Consider the following 19,153-nt stretch of genomic DNA (forward strand, 5'->3'; position numbering starts at 1 on the left):
TAATAAGTACTCACTACTGTGGGTAGAAATCCATTCACTTAATGAGGAGAGAAAACTTTCAAATGAAACCAGAAGAACAAAGAGTTTTAGGAATCTTAGCAACCATTTTTGGAGCCATCGCACTTTTAGGATCCTGGATCCCGTTTATTAACTATCTATCGTTGTTCATCGCCATCGTCGCATTTATCTTGGGGATTATCGACCTTATCGTCAACCACAAAAAACGGAAAATAATGGCTATTATCGGAACATCCCTGGCAGTTGCCTCTGTTGTACTTTTCTTTACGACTCAGGTACTATACGCTGATGTCTACAAAGAGTATGCCAGAGAGTTTAACCGTTCCTACATAGATACGAGTGCCTCAATGGAACGCGAAGAAGAAAGCGGCTCGACAGACGATACCTTCACCTGGACCCAAGAACAGTTCGACGCCTTAATCGAAGGTGACCGTGACAACAAAGGAAAAGGTGGTACCGACTACAAGGATATTATCGACAAACACGGACAGCCAGATTCCGAGTTTGACTTCACTCTTGGGGGTTACAATACGAAAAAAATCACCTATATCTCCATTGGAGACAAGATCAAGACTGTTACCTTAACTTTTGCAAAACAGGACGATGGACAGCTCTTGCTCGTCCAAAAACATGCAGTCGGTCTAGGTCTAGAAAAAAGCAAGCAACAAAACGATTCTGAAACCTGAGTCTAAGTTCAAATATCAAAAAAACGAACAGCTAGTAAAACTGTTCGTTTTTCTATTAGAATCCGTCTACGTTTGTGTAGATTTTTTGTACGTCTTCGTCGTCCTCAAGAACGCTGTAAAGTTTTTCAAAGGTTTCAAGGTCATCGCCTGACAATTCCACTTCTGACTGAGGAATCATTTCCAATTCAGTCACTTGGAATTCTTCGATACCTGACTCACGAAGGGCAACGATAGCCTTATGAAGGTCAGTTGGAGCTGTGTAAACTGTGATTGTACCTTCTTCTGCTTCTACATCGTCCACATCCACATCTGCTTCAAGCAATTGCTCAAAGACTGCATCGGCATCTTCACCTGCAAATACGATAACTCCCTTGTTGTCAAAGAGGTATGAAACCGAACCTGAAGCGCCCATGTTTCCGCCGTTTTTACCAAAGGCTGCACGGACGTTGGCCGCTGTACGGTTGACATTTGAAGTCAAAGTATCCACGATCAACATAGAACCATTTGGTCCAAAACCTTCGTAACGTCCTTCTGTAAAGGTTTCGTCTGTGTTTCCTTTAGCCTTGTCCAAAGCCTTATCGATAACGTGTTTTGGCACTTGGGCTTGTTTAGCACGGTCGATAACGAATTTCAAAGCTGAGTTTGATTCTGGATCTGGATCACCTTTTTTAGCTGCTACATAGATTTCTACACCAAATTTTGCATATACTTTAGAGTTAGCTCCATCTTTAGCCGTTTTCTTGGCTACGATATTGGCCCATTTACGTCCCATTAGGAATCTCCTTTTTTCACATTTTAATCTTTCTTATTATAACACAAGTTTTTTCGATTTTCACTAGAGGAAATAGATTTTATTTAGCAAATACAGCTAGGAGAGCACTTTAGTTGCCAAGATTGCCTTGCCTTCTTTTATCAAGGGGTGACGGAATAATGAGAAGTACAGTTGAATGGTCATGGCAACCCAGATTAGGGGTTCGCAAAGAATAACTCCCTTATAGCCTGCCCAAGGGATAATCAAGACCACAAAAGCGATTTTCCCGATTAGTTCGATAAAGCTAGAAACCAGAGGAAGGATTTTTTGCCCCAAGCCCTGCAAGCAATTGCGATAAATCAACAAGAGACTCAAAATAGGATAAAAAGCCGAGCTGATTTGCAAGTACAGACTACCATTTTCTACCAAATAGCTATCCGTCGAACTAGCCAAGAAGGAAACCAAGGCTGGACTGGCAAAAAAGAGGAAGATACAAACAAAAACTGCCCAGGATATACTTAAACGACTGCCGATTCGAAGACCTTGAACAATGCGGTCTGGTCGCTTAGCTCCTAGATTCTGAGAAGCAAAGGTCGTCATCGAGGCAGAAATAGCGGTCATAGGAAGAAGGGCGAAGGCCATAATGCGTCGAGCTGCCGTCTGGGCACTAATAATCACTGCACCAAAGGTATTAACAGAAGACTGTAAAATCACACTGCCGATAGATACAATTGAACTCATCAAGCCCATAGCCAAACCTTGCTCCAAGAGATCAGCGTATAAGGCCTTATCCCATTTGAAATGCTTGAGTTGCGGGAGCAGTTCTGGAACACTCTTGCGGATATAGTAAAAGCAAAGAACCGCTGATAAGCCTTGCGAAATGATGGTAGCAAGTCCCGCGGATTGAACTCCAAGATGCAATTGCGTAATAAAATAGAGATCCAGAACCACATTAACCAGAGCAGAGAAAATCAAAAAACCAAGCGCAGCCAGACTGTCCCCAATGGACCGCAACAAACCTGCAAAAAGATTATAAGCAAAGCTGACACCTACACAGGTCACAATCATAGAAATATATTGATAGGACTGGGGAAGGATTTCTGCAGGAGTATCTAAATATTGCAAGAGTGGATACAAGCCAAGAAAGCCCAGCAGCATAACTACAACACTCAAAAGAGCACCTAAAATCCAGGTAGCTGCTACTGCTTCCTTTATTTTAGTGAAATTCCGAGCCCCGTAATAACGAGCAATGACAATCCCCATCCCATTTCCAACACCAAGAGTAAAACCTACAATCAGGTCAAAAATTGCTGTCGTCGCTCCTACTGCAGCCAAGGATTCTTGACCAAGAAAACGCCCAACAATCAAGACATCAGCAGTATTATAGAGCTGTTGAAAAATATTTGATAGCAAGATTGGGAAGGCGAAGCTTAAGAGCGAGGGAAGAATCGGACCATGTATCAGGTCCACTGTTCGTTTTTTATTCATAAGGCTATTATATCAGCTTTCTAGAGGAGCGACAAGAAACAGCAAACTATGCGCAAGCTGAAAACCAGAACAAGCAACTAAAAAGCAGCGGATTTGCTCCACTACTTTAATAGCTTATACTCAATGAAAATCAAAAAGCAAACTAGGAAACTAGCCGTAAGCTGTACTTGAGTACGGTAAGGCGACGCTGACGTGGTTTGAATTTGATTTTCGAAGAGTATTATTCTTCAATTTCGATTTCAAGCTCATCGCCTAGGTCAAGTGTAACTTCTTCATTCACAGAATCTGCTTGAACTGCTTCATCTTTTTTAACTTCAACACCTTCTACAGAAGCTTCTTCTCCATCAACCAAACCAAATTGAACACGGACTTGATGGTCAATTTCATCAAAGATTTCTGGGTGATCTGCCAAGTATTTCTTCGCATTTTCAGAACCTTGCCCGATTTTCTCATCCTTGTAAGAGTACCAAGCTCCTGCTTTTTTGATGATATCCAAATCGCTTGCGATTTTCAAGAGTTCACCAGTCTTAGAAATCCCTTCTCCGTACATGATTTCAACGAAGGCTTCCTTAAATGGTGGAGCCACCTTGTTTTTCACGACCTTGATCTTAGTTTCTTTACCGACATTAGTATCTTTTTGGTCACCAGTTCCCTTGATTTGCGTACTTCCACGAACATCCAAACGGACTGATGCGTAGAATTTCAGAGCACGTCCACCAGGAGTTGTTTCTGGATTTCCAAACATCACTCCAACTTTTTCACGCAATTGGTTGATAAAGATGGCAATTGTTTTGGTTTTATTGATAGAGGCACCGAGCTTACGCATAGCCTGGCTCATCATACGAGCCTGCAAACCAACGTGGCTATCTCCGATATCGCCATCAATTTCCGCACGAGGTACAAGGGCAGCAACTGAGTCGACTACAACAAGATCCACAGCACCTGAGTCAATCAATTTTCCTGCAATTTCAAGACCTTGCTCTCCTGAGTCTGGTTGAGACAAGAGCAATTCGTCAATGTTGACACCAAGAGCCGCAGCATAAGCTGGATCAAGGGCATGTTCCGCATCGATAAAGGCTGCAATCCCACCTTCTTTTTGTGCTTGCGCAACTGCATGAAGGGCAACCGTTGTCTTACCAGATGACTCTGGTCCGTAGATTTCGATGATACGTCCCTTAGGATAACCACCTGAACCAAGGGCAATGTCAAGAGCTAAAGAACCTGAACTCATCACTTGCACCTTTTGCTCAGCACGTTCACCCAAACGCATGATTGACCCTTTACCAAAGTCTTTCTCAATCAATTTAAGAGCATCATTCAAGGCTTTTTCACGTTCTGCCCCGAATTTTTTTGAAATTTCATCTAATTTTTTGGTTTTTTCGCCATTCTATTCTCCTACATTCTAATGGTCCTCAGACCTATCTACTATTATATCAAAAGTTAGTCACTTAATAAAGCCTTGCGAACTAGGTTAAAGGCATGCATAACCGCAATGTGACGCACATCTGCTCGACTTCTGCCTCCAATATTCACCTTGATGACTTCAGTTCCTTGCTCTTGAGCCAAGCCTATGAAGACTGTCCCAGCTGGGTGACCTTCTAGGCTATCTGGCCCTGCTACTCCAGTCAAACTAAGGCCAAAATCAGACTGGGTCTTGCTTCGTGCCTGCTCAGCCATCTTCTGAGCTGTAAATTCAGACACAACACCATATTCTTCCAAATCCTTGACAGGAATATCCAACATCTTTGATTTTTTCTCCAGGCTATAGGTTACAAAACCACCCTTAAATATACTTGAAGCACCCGAAAAATCCGCCACAGTAGCTTGGAAAAGCCCTGCCGTCAAACTCTCAGCAGCCGTGATGGTTTTCCCTTGCCTTTTCAGTTCTTCTACCACAATGCTAGCTAAACTAGTTTCTTCCCCATAACCATAACAAAGTTCTCGTAAAGAAAGGCCTTCAAAAGTTTGGCAATTCAAGATTTGATTTTCCAAGATATCCAGCGCTTGATTCGCCTCTTCTTGGCTGCTAGCTTTTGTTGACAGACGCAGAGTGACTTCTCCTGTCTTAGCATAAGGGGCCAAGGTCGGATCTGTTTGATTATCAATTAAATCAGCTAAAATCGTAACCAACTGACTTTCGCCAATCCCAAAGAAACGAAGAACTCGGGAATATAGCTTACTCCCTGTCATCAACTTAGGTAGAAGTTGGTTTAAAACCATGGGTTTTAATTCACTTGGTGGACCTGGAAGGACAACGTAGGTCACTCTATCGACTTCCAATATTCCTCCCACAGCCAGTCCTGTTTCATTCGGTAGTGAAGTCGCCCCTTCTACAAGTTGAGCTTGTCTTTCGTTATTCGGTGTTCGGACATAGTCTGGTCTCTGGGCAAAAAAGACATCCAACTTCTCCTGCGCCTGAGGATCGAATACCAATGCTTTCCCTAAGAATTTAGCCAAGGTTTGTTTGGTTAGGTCGTCCTCAGTTGGCCCTAAACCACCTGTCAAAATCACCAGACTGCTACGTTGACTGGCAATCTCAAGCAGGGATAAGAGACGGGCTTCATTGTCTCCTACAGCCGTCTGAAAATATACATCTACCCCAATCTCTGCTAGTTTTTCTGATAAAAACTGAGCATTGGTATTGACAATCTGTCCTGTCAAAATCTCTGTTCCAACAGCAATAATTTCTGCTTTCATACTTCCTCCTACCTATCTATTCGTATTTTTTTGAAAAAATCGCAGGAAATTTCCCACGATTGATTTTTTTATTTGTATAAAGAAAGTTAATTATCTTCGTCACTAACAGGCACCCGTCCAAATAAATCTTCAAATAAGACAACATTTGTTTCAAGCTGAGTGACTTCTTCTTGTCCCAAAGAACGTCTCAAAAGATTCTGCATTTCCAACATATGGTTTCTCGTAACAATTTGATAAGAAACGCCTTGTAGCATCTCCCCTTCACCCTTCAACTGTTGTGTTTCAATGGTTTTAAATGAATCTTTATAGCCCAACAAGCTTGGAATACTTTTCGCAGATAAATCAATATTAGTCTGCATATTAGTACTTAGGGCTTTTAAAATAGATTGGTAGTGACTGACACTATTCAAACTAAGAACTTTTTCAACAACTTTTTGAATGACTTCACGCTGACGCTTTTGACGACCATAGTCTCCTTCTGGGTCTTGATAACGCATGCGTGAATAAACAAGCGCTTCTTCTCCATTTATTGTCTGCTCTCCAACACCGATAGAAATGGTATTAAATTCTTCTTGGTCACTGATAGAGATTGGGAAACCTAGTGTATTATTAACCGTAATCCCACCCACTGCATCTACCAATTGTTGCAATCCTTGCATATTAACCATAATGTAGCGATCGATATGGATATTCATCATCTTTTGAATTGTTTCTATAGCAAGTTCTGCACCGCCACCAGCATAGGCAGCGTTTAACTTCGCTTCTTCAATACTACCATCTTTATGTTGAATTTTAGTCAGGATATCACGCTCCAAACTCAGCATCATGGTCTTCTTAGTATGTGGATTGACAGTCAAGAGAATCATGGAATCACTATTTCCAGCCCACTGATCTGTACGCTCCACATTCCCAGTATCAACCCCCATTAACAGAATGGTCAAAGGCTCTGTTGCTTCAATAACCTTGGTTTCTTCGCCGATTTTTTTATAGGTCTTTGATAAGGTTTGTGTGCCTTGCTGATAAATAGTATAAGCAAAAACACCGACACCCAAAACTGTCACAGCTAGAAAAGCTAGCACCATTCCAATAATTTTTTTAACCATATTTCTACTAATCTATCAGTTTACCCATCAAGTAAACATCGATAAATTTCCCTTCTTCTATATATGCTCCACGCTCTTGGCGACCTTCAATTACAAAGCCATGCTTTTGATACAGATGAACTGCTGCTTGATTACGAGTTTGGACAGTCAGTTGGAGACGACGTAGAATGCCACTTGCTTGTGCCCACTCTATGACTTCTTCTAGCAACAAACTTCCCAATCTATTATTCCAATATCTTTTTCCAATCACAATGAAGAGATCTCCAATATGACGGACTCTCTTGCGCTGGTCAGCTGTAATATTTATAATACCAGCAATTTCATCATTCAGCAAGGCAAGTAAGGTTATCTGATTGTCCGAACTAGCTTGCTTGTTGAGGAATATTTCCATCTCCTCACTGGTCAAGAGAATACCATCTCCGTCTAAGCTGGTAAAATCTGTTTCCAAACTTACACGATTTAAAAAGGCCACTAATTCAGCTGCATCTTTAGACTCTGCTTCCCTAATGAGCAATTCATACTCCATGTTGAAGCTCCTCTAAAAGCTTTTCTGCACGCAAACCCTTTGCTTGGAAATGTAATCTGCGACCGTCTTCTTCTTTTAGAATTTCCAACTCTAAATAAGTATCTGGTAAGGCATCTCCTAAGAGATTTCCCCACTCAATAACAGTCACTCCGCCACCAAAGAGAAACTCATCTAAATCAATAGAATCAGCATCTCCTTCAATTCGATAAACATCTAGGTGGTAAAGCGGAAGACGACCTTCATACTCTCTTACGATAGTATAGGTTGGACTCTTAATCATCTGGGAAATCTGTAATCCCTTAGCAAGTCCTTTAGTAAAGGTCGTTTTACCTGCACCCAGTTCTCCAGTTAAGATTAAAACATCATTCTTTTCTAATAGATGACCCAAACGCTCCCCTAAGGCTTGCAACTCTTCTTCACTTTTTGTGTACATATTCTTATTATACCAAAAACTTTTCTTTTGTGTCTATTTTACTGCTAAACTTACCATCATAACATCCATAAAAACAAGCTTTCTCTAAAAGAAAATGAGCGTAGCAATGACCAATACAAGATCTCGGAAAATATGACCATAAAAGGAAACTTCCTTTTTAACAGAATTTGGGACAAGATAGGCTGCAAAAAACAAACCCAGTCCAATATACATCAGAAGTGAGACAATGGTCATTGGATTTCTTAAGAAGAGAAGTGTTGCTAAAATAGTCACCAAAACTGTCTTTTTTCTGTCTAGCATAGCAAGCAAATCGCGCATGTATTTTTTCAAGGGTAAAAAAATCAGCAAATCTAGCCCAAATAGGAAAAAGAAGGATGGCAATAAAAAATCAACTAATTCTTGCTGCAACGTATTTTTGATGAACAAGTTATCTGACAGGACAAGAACAGCTCCTAACAAATTAATTAAGAGCAGGATACTGTAAAGAAGCTTCACTGACTTCTTACTGGCTAGGACACTATGGACTTCTTGCTTACGGGTATAAAGATAATTTACTCCAGCACAGATTCCTGAAACGAAGACCATACTTCCGATGAAAAAAGCTGTACTTTGTTTAAAGGACAAGATGCATTCCTTCCATAGGAAACAGCTACTCAAACTGATTTGAATTAAAGCTAACAAAAATAAGACTCTCATTGATTTCATCTTTTCTCTCCCTTCCTACCAATCATTATACTAGGAGAAAAGAGAGAACTGTTTCCAATCTTCTCAAATGTCTCTTTTAGACGCTAAACAAACACCAGATACTAATACTCAGTAAAAATCAAAGAGTAAACTAGGAAGCTAGCCGCAGATTGCTCAAAACACTGTTTTGAGGTTGCAGATAGAGCTGACGTGGTTTGAAGAGATTTTGGAAGAATATAAATTGAAATAAGGCTAATAGTATTAATTTCACTATCAGCCTTACAGGTTATTTAACGTTTCAGAAAAACTATAATGTCAAGATTAACTAAACAGTATCTAATTCTTTTAAATAATTTTCTATCTTCATCAACATTAAAGGATTGTTATAAATCTTACATAACTCTCTTGCTTCTATATAATAATTTTTGACTTGTTCTCTGTCTAGAAATTTAGCTCCAGCATTTCCTACAAGAATAAGTAGAGGAGCCAGTTGGTAGCTTGTCTGTCTTTGTTTACAGAGTTCAATCGTCTCAAGAGCTTCTTGGATGGCTTCGTTATATTTTTCCTTTGATACTAGGTAGTGAGCGTAGTTGTAACGAACTCTGATGTAGCCAAATAAAAACTCTTGATGCTCAAAATTTTTTGTCTGATATAACTCCATCAAATGAGAGTAGTTCGCCTCATATTCTTGTTCACGACCCACTAAGGAATAGAAATTAGATAGAGTATTCAACGCCTTTAAATAAATCAGAGTATTTGAAGAGACTTTTAATAATATATTTTCCAATGAAGAAATAGCCTCACACTTACTGTCATATTGATAGAAATCAATAATAGCTTTAATCCATTCAAGGTAAGTTCGGTCTTCTAGTGTTAGAAAAGTACTTCGTTCAATCTCTATTCTATAAATATATTCCAAATCGTCATAATTTCTGTCATCTAATAGTCGAGCAGATAATTGCTTGAAATTAGAGAGGTTAGATTTAATTTCAATTTGTTCATTAAAAAAATAATCTAATGGCACTTCAAGTCGTTGTGAGAGTTTGAACAAAAGGTCTGCGGAGGGAATGAAATGCCCTCTCTCAATTTTACTAATCTGGCTTTGTTCACAAATTCCTTCTGCAAGAGTTTGTTGGGAGAGTCTCAACTCTTTTCTTTTCAATCTGAATTTCTCTGCGAGTGTATTCATTAAAGATAATAAACCTTCCTATTTGCTTAATTTCATTATAAAATTTTTAGTTCAAAATAGCAAGTTAAAGGAATGAATAATTCTTTATGGTAATAAGAAAAAAAAAAGTCAAAGTAGACATAAAAATTTGGCTGATTTTCATATGTGTGTTAGAATTAAGCAGAAAGAAAGGAGGTTCATAATATAAGATGAGGAGAAATCGTGGAATTAAAAAAATAGTTATATTTGTATTACTAAGTGTTCTTGCATTTGGTAATACAATTCCCTATCAACAGTTTGTTCAGAAGAATAGACAAATGGTAAAGTTTATAATTTCGCTTCATCTGGTGAGTGGATTTAATATTGGAGGTATATATAAATGAAACTTTTGAAAAAAACTATGCAAGCTGGACTAACAGTAATTTTCTTTGGTTTGCTAGCTACGAATACAGTATTTGCAGATAACTCTGAAGGATGGCAGTTTGTCCAAGAAAACGGTAGAACCTATTACAAAAAGGGGGACCTCAAAGAAACGGACTGGCGAGTGATTGATGGGAAGACCTATTATTTTGATTATAATGGCGAAATGGTTGTTGGTTGGCAGTACATTCCAATGCCAGTTAAAGGATATACAATTGGTCCTTACCCTAATGGTATCAGATTAGAAGGTTCCCCAATGCCAGAATGGTACTACTTTGACGAAAATGGAGTGCTACAAGAGTTTGTTGGTTGGCAAGAATTAGAGCTAAAATATTCCTTAACCGTTGGGAAAAAACATGGTGAAGGCTGGGAAGGTCCCGAAGTTCTTAAATTAGCATACTACTACTTTGATCAAGATCATTATTTAAAGACAGGTTGGCTTTATGATCAATCTAACTGGTATTACCTAGCAAAAACAGGAAATTCTGGGAATAAGAATCTTGGCGGTGAAAGACGTGTAGGTTGGATAAATGATGGTTCAGCTTGGTACTATCTAGATTCAGAAACTGGTATCATGCAAACTGGTTGGAAGCAAATTGGCAATAAGTGGTACTATCTCCGTTCATCAGGTGCAATGGCAATTGGTTGGTATCAAGATGGTTCAACTTGGTATTATTTAGATAATAAAAATGGTGATATGAAGACAGGTTGGGTATATGTTGGTAACCATTGGTACTACCTTCGTTCATCAGGAGCAATGGCAACTGGTTGGTTCCAGGTCGGTAGTAAATGGTACTATGCTTATAGCTCAGGTGCTTTGGCAGTGAATACGACCGTAGATGGCTATTCTGTCAATTATAATGGCGAATGGGTTCGGTAACGAATGCTAATCGTAACTGTAGTTGATACTTAACTTAGTAAAAAGAGCTTTTTTCTACCATTGGTCAACTCTATCAATTTTTAAGAATTAAATGAGTCAAGACAGTAGCTATTCAGTATGTTTATCTACTGTAGTGGGTTGAAGAAAAGCTAAGAATGAGAAAGGACGAAGTTAGTCCTTTCTTTTTTATGTGACTATACTTTCTATTCAAATGAGCTTTTAACCAATTGATTGAGCCAATCCACTCTTAAAACCAAAGAGCAATTTCTCGCTTAGCTGACTCTTCTGAATCTGAACCATGTACAACATTTTGAATAGCTTGGTTTTCTCCAGCAGCTTTTGCAAAATCACCTCGAATCGTTCCTGGTAAAGCTTCTTCTGGACGAGTCGCACCCATCATAGTCCGCCAAGTTTCGATTACTTTGGGACCCGAAATGATACCTACAAGAACCGGTCCTGAAGTCATAAATTCACGAATCGGTGGGTAAAAACTCTGACCAACCAAGTCCTGATAGTGCTGGTCAATCAACTCTTCTGAAACCTTTGTACGCAACTCCAATTTTTCGATTGTAAAGCCACGCTGTTCGATGCGTTTCAACACTTCACCTACTAGTCCTCTTTTTACACCATCTGGTTTAATGATAAAAAATGTTTGTTCCATACCTGTCTCCTTTGTCAGCTTCTTTCTTTTATTTTACCACATTTTATGGAAAAACGGAGAAAGTTTTCAGAAAATAAAAGAGAACCCGAAGGTTCTCCATTCTCTTTTATTCTACTGTTTCTTCCACAGTTTCAACGGCAGTATCCACAACTACTTCTGTTGTTTCTTCATTTCCTTCTTCCTCTACTGGAGGGTTAAGGTATTCTTCTTCGTTGATAGCATGTGGTTCAAGGTTACGGTAACGGGCCATACCAGTACCTGCTGGGATGATCTTACCGATGATAACATTTTCTTTAAGTCCAAGGAGATGGTCTTTCTTACCACGGATAGCCGCATCCGTAAGGACACGAGTTGTTTCCTGGAAGGAAGCCGCTGACAAGAAACTGTTGGTTTCAAGTGAGGCTTTGGTAATTCCCATAAGGACTGGGCGACCTGTCGCTGGAACTCCACCTGCGATAAGGACATCTTTGTTAGCATCTGTAAAGTCATTGATATCCATAAGGGTACCCATGAGAAGGTCTGTATCACCTGGATCCATGACACGGACTTTACGGATCATTTGACGAACCATTACCTCGATGTGTTTGTCACCGATTTCTACCCCTTGGCTACGGTAAACTTTTTGTACTTCACCGAGAAGGTAAGTTTCAACTGACAAGACATCACGAACTGCAAGGAGACGTTTTGGTTGGATAGAACCTTCTGTCAGAGCGGCACCACGCGCTACTTGGTCTCCAACTTCAACACGCATACGAGCTGTAAATGGAACGACATATTCCCCTTCGCCAGTTTCACCCTTAACAAAGACTTTCTTAGTACGAGTTGATGCATCTTCTTCGATAGCGGTAACTTGTCCTTTAACCTCTGTGATAACCGCTTCCCCTTTAGGATTACGGGCTTCAAAGATTTCTTGGACACGAGGAAGACCCTGAGTGATATCGGTATTTGAGGCAACCCCACCCGTGTGGAAGGTACGCATTGTAAGCTGTGTACCAGGTTCCCCGATAGATTGGGCAGCGATTGTACCAACTGCTTCACCAACTTCAACCGCATCACCAGTCGCCAAGTTAATACCATAACAGTGACGGCAGACACCGTGACGAGTGTTACATGTAAATACGGAACGGATAGTCACTTCTTCCACACCAGCATTAACAATTTCACGCGCCTTGTCTTCTGTAATCAACTCATTTGGACCGATAATCACTGCACCAGTTTCTGGATGTTTAACAGTTTTCTTAGTGTAACGACCATTGAGACGTTCTTCTAGAGACTCGATCATCTCTTTTCCTTCTGCAATAGAACGGATCAAGAGACCACGGTCTGTTCCACAGTCATCCTCACGGATGATAACGTCTTGGGCAACGTCAACCAAACGACGAGTCAAGTAACCTGAGTCGGCTGTCTTAAGGGCCGTATCGGTCATACCTTTACGCGCACCGTGAGTTGAGAAGAACATTTCGAGTACTGACAAACCTTCTCGGAAGTTTGAAAGGATTGGCAATTCCATGATACGTCCGTTCGGAGCAGCCATCAGACCACGCATTCCGGCAAGCTGTGAGAAGTTTGAGATGTTACCACGGGCTCCAGAGTCCATCATCATAACGATTGGGTTCTTAGGATCTTGGTTGGCAATCAAACGTTTCTCTAGTTTTTCACGGGCAGCACGCCATTCAGCTGTAACAGCATTGTAACGCTCGTCGTCTGTGATCATACCACGACGGAATTGTTTTGTGATTTGTTCTACACGTTTGTGTGATTCTTCAATGATTTCAGCCTTGTCATCAACGACTGGGATATCGGCGATACCCACTGTCAATCCTGCAAGAGTTGAGTGGTGGTAACCGAGGTTCTTCATGCGGTCAAGTAGAGCAGAAGTTTCTGTCGTACGGAAACGTTTGAAGATTTCAGCGATGATATTTCCAAGGTTTTTCTTCTTGAATGGAGGATTGAGTTCAAGTTTGCTGATTGCTTCCTTGATATCTCCACCAAGTGGCAAGAAGTATTTAGCTGGAACGCCTTCTGTCAAGTTGGCATTGTTTGGTTCTTGCAAGTATGGTAAACCCTCTGGCATGATGTCGTTGAAGAGGATTTTACCAACTGTTGTAAGCAAGACCTTGTGTTTTTGCTCTTCTGTCCAAGGCTTGTTGAGGCTGTCTGTTGCGATACCAACACGTGAGTGAAGGTGAACATAACCATTACGGTAAGCCATAACCGCTTCGTCACGGTCTTTGAAGACCATTCCTTCACCTTCACGACCAGCTTCTTCCATAGTCAAGTAGTAGTTACCCAAAACCATGTCCTGTGATGGAGTAACAACTGGTTTACCATCTTTCGGGTTCAAGATGTGCTCAGCAGCGAGCATCAAGATACGAGCTTCTGCTTGGGCTTCTTCTGAAAGCGGTACGTGGATGGCCATTTGGTCCCCGTCAAAGTCGGCATTGTAGGCTTCACAGACAAGTGGGTGCAAGCGAAGGGCTTTACCATCAATCAAGACTGGCTCGAAGGCTTGGATACCCAAACGGTGAAGGGTCGGTGCGCGGTTCAAAAGCACTGGGTGTTCTTTAATCACTTCTTCAAGAATATCCCAGATACGCTCGTCTCCGCGTTCCACCAAGCGTTTAGCTGCTTTGACGTTTTGCACGATATCACGAGCAACGATTTCACGCATCACAAATGGTTTAAAGAGCTCGATTGCCATTTCACGCGGCACACCACATTGGTACATCTTAAGTGTTGGACCAACGGCGATAACGGAACGTCCTGAGAAGTCAACACGTTTACCGAGCAAGTTTTGACGGAAGCGTCCTTGTTTACCTTTAAGCATGTGGCTCAATGATTTCAGTGGACGGCTACCTGGTCCTGTGATTGGACGACCACGACGACCATTGTCAATCAAAGCGTCAACCGCTTCTTGAAGCATACGTTTCTCATTTTGAACGATGATACCAGGCGCATTCAACTCAAGCAAACGAGCCAAACGGTTGTTACGGTTGATAACACGGCGGTAAAGGTCATTCAAGTCAGATGAGGCAAAACGGCCACCATCCAACTGCAACATTGGACGAAGATCTGGTGGAATAACTGGAAGGATGTTGAGAATCATCCATTCAGGTTTGTTTCCAGACTTGTAAAAGGCATCCAAAACATCCAAACGACGGATGGCTTTGACACGTTTTTGTCCAGTAGCTGTTTTCAACTCTTCTTTGAGTTCAGCAATTTCTTTTTCAAGATCTACTTGTTTCAAAAGGTCTTGGATGGCTTCGGCACCCATCTTGGCAACGAATGATCCATAACCATACTCACGCAAGCGCTCGCGGTATTCGCGCTCTGTCATGATAGACTTGTGCTCAAGTGGTGTATCCTTAGGATCAATCACCACATAAGCCGCAAAGTAGATAACTTCCTCGAGGGCACGAGGGCTCATATCAAGAGTCAAGCCCATACGGCTTGGAATTCCCTTGAAGTACCAGATGTGAGATACAGGAGCTTTCAACTCGATGTGCCCCATACGCTCACGACGAACTTTTGTACGCGTTACTTCAACCCCACAACGGTCACAAACAATTCCTCTGTAACGAATGCGTTTGTACTTACCACAAGCACATTCCCAGTCTTTTGTAGGTCCAAAGATAACTTCATCAAAGAGACCTTCACGTTCTGGTTTCAAGGTACGGTAATTGATTGTTTCAGGTTTTTTTACTTCTCCATAAGACCATGAACGGACTTTGCTTGGAGAAGCTAGGGTGATTTGCATACTTTTAAAACGATTTACATCAACCACTATTTCTTCCCTTTCTATTCTAAGTGAACTGCTTATTCTTCTTCAGCAGCTTCTTCTGTTGCTTCCGCTTTTGTTGCTTTCTCAGCTTCTTCAGCTTCAAAGGCTGCTTTAGCCTCTTGGGCTGCTTTTTCGCGGGCTTTTTCAAGGTCATCTACGTGGATGACATCTTCGTCCATTCCTTCATCCAAGTCACGAAGTTCCACTTCTTGGTCATCTTCGTCTAGGACACGCATGTCAAGACCAAGAGATTGCAATTCTTTGACAAGAACTCGGAAGGATTCTGGAACACCTGGTTTTGGAATTGGTTTTCCTTTTGTAATAGCTTCATAAGCTTTCAAACGTCCGTTAATATCGTCAGACTTGTAAGTCAAGATTTCTTGAAGGACATTTGACGCACCGTAGGCTTCAAGAGCCCAAACCTCCATCTCACCAAAACGTTGTCCACCAAACTGAGCTTTACCTCCGAGTGGTTGTTGGGTAACGGTTGAGTAAGGTCCGACTGAACGCGCGTGCAATTTATCATCAACCATGTGGTGGAGTTTGATCATGTACATGACACCAACTGACACGCGGTTATCAAACGGCTCACCAGTACGTCCATCGTAAAGGATCGTTTTGGCATCGCTATCCATACCAGCTTCTTTAACAGTTGACCAAAGGTCTTCAGAACTTGCTCCGTCAAAGACTGGTGTCGCGATGTGAATACCAAGAGTACGCGCCGCCATACCAAGGTGGAGCTCCATAACCTGACCGATATTCATACGTGATGGCACCCCAAGTGGGTTCAACATGATATCGACTGGAGTTCCGTCTGGAAGGTAAGGCATGTCTTCTACAGGAACGATACGAGAGACAACCCCTTTATTTCCGTGACGTCCGGCCATCTTATCTCCGACCTTGATCTTACGTTTTTGAGCGATGTAGACGCGAACCAGCATGTTGACACCTGATTGCAACTCATCTCCATTTGCACGTGTAAAGATCTTAACATCACGAACGACACCATCGGCACCGTGTGGTACACGAAGAGAAGTGTCACGTACTTCACGAGATTTGTCTCCGAAGATAGCGTGCAAGAGACGTTCTTCAGCTGAAAGGTCCTTCTCACCCTTAGGTGTTACTTTACCTACAAGGATATCACCTTCTTTAACCTCAGCACCGATACGGATAATACCCATTTCGTCAAGGTCTTTAAGGGCATCTTCACCAACGTTTGGAATTTCACGAGTAATTTCTTCAGGCCCAAGCTTTGTATCGCGTGTTTCTGATTCGTATTCTTCAAGGTGGACAGATGTGTAGACATCGTCTTTCACCAAGCGTTCGCTCATGATAACGGCATCCTCGAAGTTGTAACCTTCCCAAGTCATGTAGGCAACGATTGGGTTTTGCCCAAGCGCCATTTCTCCATTTTCCATAGAAGGCCCGTCAGCGATGAAATCGCCTTTTTCAACGACATCGCCAACTTTTACGAGAGTGCGTTGGTTGTAAGCAGTACCTGAGTTTGAACGACGGAATTTTTGGATGTGGTAAACGTCCAATGAACCATCTTCACGACGAACTTCTACCTTGTCAGCATCTGCGTAAGTAACTTTACCATCATACTGAGCAATCACAGCCGCTCCAGAGTCATGAGCTGCTTGGTATTCCATACCAGTACCAACATAAGGTGCTTGAGGATTGATCAATGGCACAGCCTGACGTTGCATGTTGGCTCCCATGAGGGCACGGTTGGAGTCATCGTTTTCCAAGAAAGGAATACATGCTGTCGCAACGGCAACTACCTGTTTTGGTGATACATCCATGTAGTCAACAACATTAGCTGGATACTCTTGGTTGACCCCTTGGTGACGTCCCATGACAACTTTTTCAGCAAAGGTTCCATCTTCATTCAGACGAGAATTAGCCTGTGCTACAGTAAATTCATCTTCTTCATCGGCTGTCAACCAAACGATTTCGTTTGTGACAACACCTGTTTCACGGTCAACCTTACGGTATGGTGTTTGAACAAAACCATACTTGTTCAAATGTCCGTAAGATGACAAGTTATTAATCAAACCGATGTTAGGTCCTTCAGGTGTCTCGATTGGACACATACGACCATAGTGAGTGTAGTGCACGTCACGTACTTCATATCCAGCACGGTCACGTGTCAAACCACCAGGTCCTAAGGCTGACAAACGGCGTTTGTGAGACAACTCAGAAAGTGGGTTGTGTTGGTCCATGAATTGTGACAACTGTGATGAACCAAAGAATTCTTTCACCGCAGCTGTTACAGGACGGATATTGATGATTTGTTGTGGTGTCAAGACTTCGTTGTCCTGAACAGACATACGTTCACGGACATTACGTTCCATACGAGAAAGTCCAAGGCGTACTTGGTTGGCAAGCAATTCACCAACCGCACGGATACGACGGTTCCCAAGGTGGTCGATATCATCAACACGGCCAAGTCCTTCAGCCAAGTTGAGGAAGTAGCTCATCTCAGCAAGGATATCTGCAGGAGTGACGATACGAACCTTGTCATCTGGATTAGCATTACCGATGATGGTTACAACACGGTCTGGATCAGTTGGTGCAACAACCTTGAATTTTTGAAGAACAACAGGCTCAGTCACAACCGCTGCATCATTTGGAATGTAGACAATCTTGTTCAAGTCGCCATCCAAATGGCTTTCAATGCTTTCAATCACGCTACGAGTCATGATTGTTCCAGCTTCTACCAAGATTTCGCCTGTTTCAGGGTCTACCAATGGCTCAGCAATAGTTTGGTTAAGCAAGCGTGTTTTAACATTGAGTTTTTTATTGATTTTATAACGACCGACAGCTGCCAAGTCATAACGACGTGGGTCAAAGAAACGAGCCACAAGCAAGCTACGTGAGCTTTCAGCAGTCTTAGGCTCACCTGGACGAAGACGTTCGTAAATTTCTTTCAAAGCTTCGTCGGTACGAGAGTCCATTGGGTTCTTGTGGATATCTTTTTCAACAGTGTTGCGAACCAATTCGCTATCACCAAAGATATCAAAGATTTCATCATCACCTGAGAAACCAAGCGCACGAACCAAGGTTGTAAATGGAATCTTACGAGTACGGTCGATACGAGTGTAGGCGATGTCTTTTGAGTCGCTTTCAAGTTCCAACCAAGCTCCACGGTTAGGGATAACAGTTGAACCATAGCCCACTTTACCGTTTTTATCAACTTTATCGTTAAAGTAAACACCTGGTGAGCGGACCAACTGAGATACGATGATACGTTCACCACCATTGATGATGAAGGTACCCATTTCTGTCATGATTGGGAAATCACCAAAGAAAACTTCTTGAGTTTTGATTTCGCCTGTTTCTTTATTGATCAAGCGGAAGGTTACAAAAATTGGTGCTGAGTAGCTAGCATCGTGGATACGAGCTTCTTCTAGCGTATATTTTGGTTCCTTGATTTCATATCCAACAAATTCCAACTCCATTGTGTCTGTGAAGTTTGAAATTGGCAATACATCTTCAAACACTTCCTTCAGACCATGGTCTAGGAAATCTTTGAATGAGTCAGTTTGAATTTCAATCAAATTTGGTAAGTCAAGAACTTCTTTGATTCTTGAAAAACTACGACGGGTACGATGTTTCCCGTATTGAACGTCATGTCCTGCCAAGATGATTCTCCTTTGTAAATAAGTTCCAAGCCTTGTCAATCAGGCTTTCTAATCGTCATATGGTTGTAAAACCCCTATCACCGTGTCCTCTTGACGAATTTTCAGAATCTTTAAGTCTTTGTTACAAATACTCAAAATCCTGAAAAAAAGCACAAAAAGAGCAGCTAAATCTGACTTTTTCAGAAGATTTAACTGCTGTGAGCCTTGTCT

The 19,153-nt window shown here is 41.6% G+C and carries 15 protein-coding genes; 3 read left to right on the forward strand and 12 right to left on the reverse strand.

Translation table 11 applies throughout. The features are described 5' to 3' along the window. Positions 1 to 62: 62 nt before the first annotated feature. The gene (locus tag SK608_RS08940) at positions 63 to 704 is read left to right on the forward strand and encodes a DUF308 domain-containing protein (RefSeq protein ID WP_033678408.1); all 642 of its coding nucleotides are present in this window, start codon (positions 63 to 65) and stop codon (positions 702 to 704) included. A gap of 55 nt (positions 705 to 759) precedes the next feature. Here the strand turns inward: SK608_RS08940 and SK608_RS08945 are convergent, their stop codons facing one another. The 9 genes from SK608_RS08945 to SK608_RS08985 all read right to left on the reverse strand — a co-directional run bounded on the left by SK608_RS08945 (position 760) and on the right by SK608_RS08985 (position 9,575). After that, positions 760 to 1,476, reverse strand: a complete 717-nt coding sequence (locus tag SK608_RS08945) for a YebC/PmpR family DNA-binding transcriptional regulator (RefSeq protein ID WP_000532882.1) — start codon at positions 1,474 to 1,476, stop codon at positions 760 to 762. A 96-nt stretch (positions 1,477 to 1,572) separates the two neighbouring features. After that, positions 1,573 to 2,943, reverse strand: coding sequence for an MATE family efflux transporter (locus tag SK608_RS08950; RefSeq protein WP_033678411.1), 1,371 nt, complete (start codon positions 2,941 to 2,943; stop codon positions 1,573 to 1,575). Between the two features lie 220 nt (positions 2,944 to 3,163). After that, complete coding sequence (recA, locus tag SK608_RS08955) at positions 3,164 to 4,300, reverse strand: recombinase RecA (protein ID WP_033678414.1); 1,137 nt, start codon at positions 4,298 to 4,300, stop codon at positions 3,164 to 3,166. 83 nt (positions 4,301 to 4,383) lie between these two features. Then, a complete protein-coding gene (locus tag SK608_RS08960) occupies positions 4,384 to 5,640 on the reverse strand; it encodes a competence/damage-inducible protein A (protein WP_033678417.1) in 1,257 nt (418 codons plus the stop codon). An 86-nt stretch (positions 5,641 to 5,726) separates the two neighbouring features. Continuing rightward, the gene (gene lytR / locus SK608_RS08965; RefSeq protein ID WP_033678421.1) at positions 5,727 to 6,743 is read right to left on the reverse strand and encodes a glycopolymer--peptidoglycan transferase LytR; all 1,017 of its coding nucleotides are present in this window, start codon (positions 6,741 to 6,743) and stop codon (positions 5,727 to 5,729) included. A 7-nt stretch (positions 6,744 to 6,750) separates the two neighbouring features. Next, positions 6,751 to 7,269: a GNAT family N-acetyltransferase gene (locus SK608_RS08970; protein ID WP_033678424.1), complete on the reverse strand. Its 519-nt coding sequence runs from the start codon at positions 7,267 to 7,269 to the stop codon at positions 6,751 to 6,753. Further along, positions 7,259 to 7,702 (reverse strand): tRNA (adenosine(37)-N6)-threonylcarbamoyltransferase complex ATPase subunit type 1 TsaE, encoded by a 444-nt coding sequence (tsaE, locus tag SK608_RS08975; RefSeq protein WP_033678427.1) that lies wholly within the window; start codon positions 7,700 to 7,702, stop codon positions 7,259 to 7,261. Before tsaE ends, SK608_RS08970 begins: the two co-directional genes overlap by 11 nt. Before the next feature lie 84 nt (positions 7,703 to 7,786). Then, positions 7,787 to 8,407, reverse strand: coding sequence for a hypothetical protein (locus tag SK608_RS08980; RefSeq protein ID WP_033678430.1), 621 nt, complete (start codon positions 8,405 to 8,407; stop codon positions 7,787 to 7,789). A 304-nt stretch (positions 8,408 to 8,711) separates the two neighbouring features. Beyond that, positions 8,712 to 9,575: a helix-turn-helix domain-containing protein gene (locus tag SK608_RS08985; RefSeq protein WP_033678433.1), complete on the reverse strand. Its 864-nt coding sequence runs from the start codon at positions 9,573 to 9,575 to the stop codon at positions 8,712 to 8,714. A 188-nt stretch (positions 9,576 to 9,763) separates the two neighbouring features. Between SK608_RS08985 and SK608_RS12060 the strand changes: the two genes are divergently transcribed. After that, positions 9,764 to 9,937, forward strand: coding sequence for a PhrA family quorum-sensing system peptide (locus SK608_RS12060; protein WP_023945399.1), 174 nt, complete (start codon positions 9,764 to 9,766; stop codon positions 9,935 to 9,937). Continuing rightward, positions 9,934 to 10,854 (forward strand): choline-binding protein CbpJ, encoded by a 921-nt coding sequence (gene cbpJ, locus SK608_RS08995; protein ID WP_033678436.1) that lies wholly within the window; start codon positions 9,934 to 9,936, stop codon positions 10,852 to 10,854. The genes SK608_RS12060 and cbpJ overlap by 4 nt, the downstream gene beginning before the upstream one ends. 247 nt (positions 10,855 to 11,101) lie before the next feature. Here the strand turns inward: cbpJ and ndk are convergent, their stop codons facing one another. The 3 genes from ndk to rpoB form a co-directional block, all read right to left on the reverse strand. Next, positions 11,102 to 11,515 carry a nucleoside-diphosphate kinase gene (gene ndk, locus SK608_RS09000; RefSeq protein ID WP_033678439.1) on the reverse strand — a complete coding sequence of 138 codons (414 nt, stop codon included), beginning with the start codon at positions 11,513 to 11,515 and terminating at the stop codon, positions 11,102 to 11,104. A gap of 106 nt (positions 11,516 to 11,621) precedes the next feature. Beyond that, complete coding sequence (gene rpoC, locus SK608_RS09005; RefSeq protein WP_000228740.1) at positions 11,622 to 15,299, reverse strand: DNA-directed RNA polymerase subunit beta'; 3,678 nt, start codon at positions 15,297 to 15,299, stop codon at positions 11,622 to 11,624. A gap of 32 nt (positions 15,300 to 15,331) precedes the next feature. Beyond that, positions 15,332 to 18,943 carry a DNA-directed RNA polymerase subunit beta gene (gene rpoB, locus SK608_RS09010; protein ID WP_033678441.1) on the reverse strand — a complete coding sequence of 1,204 codons (3,612 nt, stop codon included), beginning with the start codon at positions 18,941 to 18,943 and terminating at the stop codon, positions 15,332 to 15,334. Positions 18,944 to 19,153 lie beyond the last annotated feature (210 nt).

It is taken from the genome of Streptococcus mitis subsp. hohhotensis (genome assembly GCF_000722775.1).
Classification (GTDB): Bacteria; Bacillota; Bacilli; order Lactobacillales; family Streptococcaceae; genus Streptococcus; species Streptococcus carlssonii.